Below are 6,000 nucleotides of genomic sequence, written 5' to 3' on the forward strand. Positions count from 1 at the left end.
CAATCTTGCATCGGCCGCGAAACAGGGTCTTCCAAGTGAGCGCAGCGCCGTCTCGTACTGAAGCCTCGCGCCGCGGCGCGAAGATGCTGCGGACCGCACTCGGGTCCGCGATCGCGGCCTGGCTCGACGATCCCGAGATTGTCGAGATCATGCTCAATCCGGACGGGCGGCTGTGGATCGATCGCCTCGGCAGCGGCCTGGCCGACACGGGCATTGGGGTTGCGGCAGCGGACGGCGAACGCATCATCCGCCTGGTCGCGCATCATGTCGGCAGCGAAGTCCATGCCCGCGCACCGCGCGTCTCGGCCGAACTGCCGGAGACCGGCGAGCGCTTCGAGGGCCTGTTGCCACCCGTCGTCGCGGCGCCCGCCTTTGCCATCCGCAAGCCTGCCGTCGCGGTGTTCACGCTCGACGATTATGTCGCGTCGGGCATCATCACGCGTCTGCAGCGGGCGGCGTTGCGCAAGGCGATAGCCGGCCGCGAGAATATCCTCGTCGCGGGCGGAACCGGCACCGGCAAGACCACCCTCACCAATGCGCTGCTCGCCGAGATCGCCGGGACCAGCGACCGCATCGTGCTCATCGAGGACACCCGCGAGCTTCAATGCACCGCGCCCAATCTCGTCGCGATGCGGACCAAGGATGGCGTCGCCACGCTCTCCGACCTGGTCCGCTCCTCGCTGCGGCTCCGTCCCGACCGCATTCCGATCGGCGAGGTCCGCGGCGCCGAGGCGCTCGATCTGCTCAAGGCTTGGGGCACCGGCCATCCCGGCGGCTTCGGCACGATCCACGCCGGCACGGCGCTTGGCGCGCTGCGCCGCCTCGAGCAGCTGATTCAGGAAGCCGTCACCACGGTGCCCCGGCCGCTGATCGCCGAGACCATCGGCATGATCGCCGTCCTGGTCCGCGATGGCACCGGCCGCCGGCTGTCCGAGCTCGCTCGCGTCGAGGGACTCGATGCCTCCGGCGAATACCGACTCCACTCCCTCAGCAACGGAGAAATCCAATGAACGGCTCGCTTGTCCCCGTCCGCGTCCGCGCGGCAGCCTTCGCAACCTGCGCGATCCTCGCGCTCGCCGCCGGTCCGGCGCACGCCTCGGGCTCGTCCATGCCCTGGGAGAGCCCGCTCCAGTCGATCCTGGAGAGCATTGAAGGTCCGGTCGCCAAGATCATCGCGGTGATCATCATCATCGTCACCGGGCTGACCCTTGCCTTTGGCGAAACCTCGGGAGGCTTCCGCCGGCTCATCCAGATCGTGTTCGGGCTGAGCATCGCCTTTGCCGCCAGCTCCTTCTTCCTCAGCTTCTTCAGCTTCGGCGGCGGGGCGCTGGTCTGATGGAGACGCTCGATCCTGGCGCCGCCATTCCCGGCTATCTCGCGCCCGTCCACCGCGCGCTGACGGAGCAGATCCTGCTCGGCGGCGCCCCCCGCTCCGTCGCGATCGTCAACGGCACGCTCGCCGGTGCTGTCGGCCTCGGCTTGCGGCTCTGGCTGGTCGGGCTGCTCCTCTGGGCGGTCGGCCATGCCGCCGCGGTCTGGGCGGCACGCCGCGACGCGCAGTTCCTCGAGGTCGGGCGGCGCCACGTGCGCTATCCTGCCTGGCTTCGCGCGTGAGGCCGCGATGATGTCGCTCCGCGAATATCGCCAGCGCGGCGCCGCGCTCGCCGACTTCCTGCCCTGGGCGGCACTGGTCGCGCCCGGCATCGTCCTCAACAAGGACGGCTCGTTCCAGCGGACCGCCGCGATCCGGGGCCCCGACCTGGATTCGGCGACCCCCGCCGAGCTCGTGGCGACCGCCGGGCGGCTCAACAGCGCGCTGCGCCGCCTCGGCTCGGGCTGGGCGATCTTCGTCGAAGCGCAGCGCGTGCCGGCGCACGATTATCCGGCGAGCACGTTCCCCGACCCGGCCTCCGCGCTGGTCGACCGGGAGCGCAGCGCGCAGTTCGCCGAGGAAGGAGCGCATTACGAAAGCGCCTACTTCCTCACGCTGCAATGGATGCCGCCGGCCGAAGACGCGGCGCGCGCCGAAGGCTGGCTCTTTGAAGGGCGCTCGCGGTCGGGTGTCGACGCTCGCGAGCTGCTCGCCGGTTTCGCCGACCGCAGCGCGCGCCTGCTCCAGCTGCTCGAAGGGTTCGTGCCCGAGGCGCGCTGGCTCGATGACGGCGAGACGCTCACCTATCTCCATTCGACCGTCTCGACCCGGCGCCAGCGCGTGCGCGTGCCCGAGACACCGATGCATCTCGACGTCCTGCTGGCGGACCAGCCGCTGGTCGGCGGGCTCGAGCCGCGCCTGGGAAGTCAGCATATGCGCACGCTGACCGTGATCGGCTTTCCGAGCGCGACCTTTCCCGGGCTGCTCGACGACCTCAATAGGCTGGCCTTTCCCTATCGCTGGGTCACCCGCGCGATCATGCTCGACAAGACCGATGCGACCCGGCTGCTCGGGCGCATCCGCCGCCAATGGTTCGCCAAGCGCAAGTCCATTGCGGCGATCCTGAAGGAGGTGATGACCAACGAGGCGTCGGTACTGGTCGACAGCGATGCCGCCAACAAGGCTGCCGATGCCGATCTGGCGCTGCAGGAGCTCGGCAGCGATCTTGTCGGGCAGGCCTATGTGACCGCCACCGTCAGCGTCTGGGATGCCGACTCCGGGATCGCGGCCGAAAAGCTCCGGCTGGTCGAGAAGGTCATCCAGGGCCGCGACTTCACGGTCATCACCGAGGGCATGAACGCGGTCGAGGCATGGCTCGGCAGCTTGCCGGGGCATGTCTACGCCAATGTCCGCCAGCCGCCGATCTCGACGCTTAACCTCGCGCACATGGTGCCGCTGTCCGCCGTCTGGGCGGGGCCGGCGCGCGACGAGCATTTCGGTGCGCCGCCGCTCTTCTTCGCGCGCACCGAAGGCTCGACGCCCTTCCACTTCGCGCTCCACGTCGGCGATGTCGGTCATACGCTGATCGTCGGGCCCACCGGCGCCGGCAAGTCGGTGCTGCTCGCGCTGATGGCGATGCAGTTCCGCCGCTACGACAATGCCCAGATCTTTGCGTTCGATTTCGGAGGCTCGATCCGTGCCGCCGCGCTCGCCATGGGGGGCGACTGGCAGGACCTTGGCGCTTCGCCGGAGGACGATGCCGCCGAGGGCGTGCGGCTGCAGCCGCTCGCACGGATCCATGACATCGCCGAGCGCAGCTGGGCCGCCGAATGGCTGGCCGCAATCCTCGCCGCCGAAGGGGTCGTCGTCGATCCCCAGGCCAAGGAGCATCTCTGGGCGGCGCTCGGCTCGCTGGCCTCCGCGCCGGTCGCAGAACGCACCCTGACCGGCCTGTCGGTGCTGCTCCAGTCGCAGCCGCTCAAACAGGCGCTCGGTCCCTATTGCGTCGGTGGGCCGCACGGCCAGCTGCTCGACGCCGAAACCGAGCAGCTCGGGCAAGCCCGGGTCCAGGCATTCGAGACCGAGGGCCTTGTCGGCAGCGCCGCCGCGCCCGCCGTGCTCTCCTATCTGTTCCACCGCATCGAGGCGCATCTCGACGGCGCGCCGACCCTGATCGTCATCGACGAGGGCTGGCTCGTCCTCGACAGCCCGGCATTCGCCGCCCAGTTGCGCGAATGGCTCAAGACGCTGCGCAAGAAGAATGCGAGCGTGGTGTTCGCCACCCAGAGCCTTGCCGATATCGAGAGCTCCGCCATCGCCCCGGCGATCGTCGAGAGCTGCCCGACGCGGATCTTCCTCCCCAATGAGCGCGCCTTCGAGCCGCAGATCGCGGCGATCTACCGGCGCTTCGGACTGAACGAGCGCCAGATCGAGATCCTCGCCCGGGCGACCCCCAAGCGCGACTATTATTGCCAGTCGCGCCGCGGCAACCGCCTGTTCGACCTCGGGCTGGGCGAAGTCACGCTCGCCTTCACGGCCGCCTCGTCGCGCACCGACCAGCGCCGCATCGCAGAACTTGTCGAGGCCCATGGCCGCGCCGGCTTCGCGCCTGCGTGGCTGCGCGCCCGCGGCCTCGACTGGGCCGCGGATCTTCTCCCCCTCACGAACCAGGAGTGATTGTCATGCGTACATCTTCCCTCCGCCGCCTTACGCTTTCCGGCGCTTCGGCCCTGCTCATCGCCTTTGCCGCCACCCCGGCCCACGCCCAGCTCGGCGGCATCGTCTACGATCCCAGCAACTATTCGCAGAACGTGCTGACCGCGGCGCGAACGCTCCAGCAGATCAACAACCAGATCCGGTCGCTGCAAAACGAGGCGGAGGGGCTGATCAACGACGCGAAGAACCTCGCGTCGCTGCCCTTCTCCTCGCTCGCCGAACTCCAGTCCCAGGTTCGGCAGACCCAGCAATTGCTGAGCAACGCGCAGCGCATCGCCTATTCGGTCCAATCGATCGACCAGGCGTTCGCTGGCCGCTACCGGCCCGACAATCTGTCGGCGAGCGACAAGGCGCTGGTCGCGAATGCCCGCGCCCGCTGGGAAGACACCGTCGCCGCTTTCGAGGACGCGCTCAAGGTCCAGGCCGGTGTGGTCGGCAATATCGAAGGCTCGCGCGATGTCATGGATCGGCTGGTCGGGTCGAGCCAGTCGGCCTCGGGCGCGCTGCAGGCCGCGCAGGCCGGCAACCAGTTGCTCGCGCTCCAGGCGCGCCAGCTTGCCGACCTGACCGCGCTCGTGGCCGCGCAGGGCCGCGCCCAGTCACTGGAGGCGGCGCAGCGGGCGGCCGCGCAGGACCAGGCGCGCGAGCAGCTTCGCCGCTTCCTCGCGCCGGGGTCCGGTTACCGGTCGACCCCGGCCAAGATGTTCCACGACTGAGGCGCGCGGGCGATGAACATCCGGCTCCCGGCGCGCATCGGCGCATTCGCATGTCTCGGCGTCGCGGTCGCCATGGCAGCGCGCGCGCTGCGCGGCACGTCGCAGCCGACCGAGGCCGCACGGTCCCGGCCAGAGACCGTGGCGCCGGCCGATCCGCTCGAGGCCCGCCTGCGGCGCTGCCAGCAGGCAGGCGAGGCCGCGGGCAGCGACCGCGACTGCCTCGCCGCCTGGGCGGAGAACCGCCGGCGCTTCCTCGGGCTCGACCGTGCGCGACCGGCCGAGCCCGCCTCATCGCCGGTAATGGACCAGGTCGCCCCATCAGCCCCGGCTCCCGACACGGGCCCGGCAGCTGCGCAGCCACAGGAGCATTGAGCATGGGCGGCACCGGCGTCATCGACCGTTTCCTCGAGGTCTTCACCCGCTACATCGATTCCGGGTTCGGGCTGCTCCATGGCGAGGTCGCGTTCATCGCGACCACGCTGATCGTCATCGACGTCACGCTGGCCGCCTTGTTCTGGACGCTCGGCGAAGGCGACGACATCATCGCCCGGCTGATCAAGAAGACGCTCTTCGTCGGCATCTTCGCCTATATCATCGGCAACTGGAACGCGCTGGCGCGCATCGTCTTCGAGAGCTTCGCTGGCCTGGGGCTCAAGGCCTCGGGCACCGGCTTCACCGCCGCCGAGCTGCTCCAGCCGGGACGCGTCGCGCAGGTCGGCCTCGATGCAGGCAGGCCCATCCTCGAGTCGATCTCGGGGCTGATGGGCTACATCAGCTTCTTCGAGAACTTCATCCAGATCGTCGTGCTGCTGTTCGCCTGGGTGATCGTGCTGCTCGCCTTCTTCGTGCTGGCCGTGCAGCTGTTCGTCACGCTGATCGAGTTCAAGCTCACCGTCCTGTGCGGCTTCGTGCTCATTCCGTTCGGGCTGTTCGGCAAGACCGCCTTCATGGCCGAGCGGGTGCTCGGCAATGTCGTCTCTTCCGGCGTCAAGGTGCTGGTACTCGCCGTCATCGTCGGCATCGGTTCGACGCTCTTCTCCGAATTCACTGACGCGATCGGCAGCGCGCAGCCGACGATCGAGGATGCCATGGCGATCGTACTCGGCGCCTTGTGCCTGCTCGGCCTCGGCATCTTCGGGCCCGGCATCGCCAGCGGCATCGTCTCAGGCGGCCCACAGCTCGGCGCCGGAGCGGCAG

At 69.2% G+C, this 6,000-nt stretch carries 7 protein-coding genes; all 7 read left to right on the forward strand.

Annotated elements, in window-relative coordinates; genetic code table 11:
• Window positions 1-83: 83 nt before the first annotated feature.
• Window positions 84-1,010, forward strand: a complete 927-nt coding sequence (trbB, locus tag VGD28_RS04560; RefSeq protein WP_414714466.1) for a P-type conjugative transfer ATPase TrbB — start codon at window positions 84-86, stop codon at window positions 1,008-1,010.
• Window positions 1,007-1,336, forward strand: coding sequence for a TrbC/VirB2 family protein (locus VGD28_RS04565; RefSeq protein WP_331027144.1), 330 nt, complete (start codon window positions 1,007-1,009; stop codon window positions 1,334-1,336). The genes trbB and VGD28_RS04565 overlap by 4 nt, the downstream gene beginning before the upstream one ends.
• Complete coding sequence (locus VGD28_RS04570; RefSeq protein WP_331027145.1) at window positions 1,336-1,614, forward strand: VirB3 family type IV secretion system protein; 279 nt, start codon at window positions 1,336-1,338, stop codon at window positions 1,612-1,614. Before VGD28_RS04565 ends, VGD28_RS04570 begins: the two co-directional genes overlap by 1 nt.
• A gap of 7 nt (window positions 1,615-1,621) precedes the next feature.
• Window positions 1,622-4,048 carry a conjugal transfer protein TrbE gene (trbE, locus tag VGD28_RS04575; RefSeq protein WP_331027146.1) on the forward strand — a complete coding sequence of 809 codons (2,427 nt, stop codon included), beginning with the start codon at window positions 1,622-1,624 and terminating at the stop codon, window positions 4,046-4,048.
• A gap of 5 nt (window positions 4,049-4,053) precedes the next feature.
• Window positions 4,054-4,803, forward strand: a complete 750-nt coding sequence (gene trbJ / locus VGD28_RS04580; protein ID WP_331027147.1) for a P-type conjugative transfer protein TrbJ — start codon at window positions 4,054-4,056, stop codon at window positions 4,801-4,803.
• 12 nt (window positions 4,804-4,815) lie between these two features.
• Complete coding sequence (trbK-alt, locus tag VGD28_RS04585) at window positions 4,816-5,175, forward strand: putative entry exclusion protein TrbK-alt (protein WP_331027148.1); 360 nt, start codon at window positions 4,816-4,818, stop codon at window positions 5,173-5,175.
• 2 nt (window positions 5,176-5,177) lie between these two features.
• Window positions 5,178-6,000: P-type conjugative transfer protein TrbL (trbL, locus tag VGD28_RS04590; protein WP_331027149.1), on the forward strand; the 823-nt coding region annotated here is incomplete at its 3' end.

The sequence above is a fragment of the Sphingomonas sp. genome (assembly GCF_036402235.1).
In the GTDB taxonomy this organism is placed as follows: domain Bacteria; phylum Pseudomonadota; class Alphaproteobacteria; order Sphingomonadales; family Sphingomonadaceae; genus Sphingomonas.

What these genes read in the sequence shown, in the direction of transcription:
- trbB (WP_414714466.1), top strand. Translation starts at nt 84, where the DNA reads ATGCTGCGGACCGCACTCGGGTCCGCGATCGCGGCCTGGCTCGACGAT.
- VGD28_RS04565 (WP_331027144.1), top strand. Translation starts at nt 1,007, where the DNA reads ATGAACGGCTCGCTTGTCCCCGTCCGCGTCCGCGCGGCAGCCTTCGCA.
- VGD28_RS04570 (WP_331027145.1), top strand. Translation starts at nt 1,336, where the DNA reads ATGGAGACGCTCGATCCTGGCGCCGCCATTCCCGGCTATCTCGCGCCC.
- trbE (WP_331027146.1), top strand. Translation starts at nt 1,622, where the DNA reads ATGATGTCGCTCCGCGAATATCGCCAGCGCGGCGCCGCGCTCGCCGAC.
- trbJ (WP_331027147.1), top strand. Translation starts at nt 4,054, where the DNA reads ATGCGTACATCTTCCCTCCGCCGCCTTACGCTTTCCGGCGCTTCGGCC.
- trbK-alt (WP_331027148.1), top strand. Translation starts at nt 4,816, where the DNA reads ATGAACATCCGGCTCCCGGCGCGCATCGGCGCATTCGCATGTCTCGGC.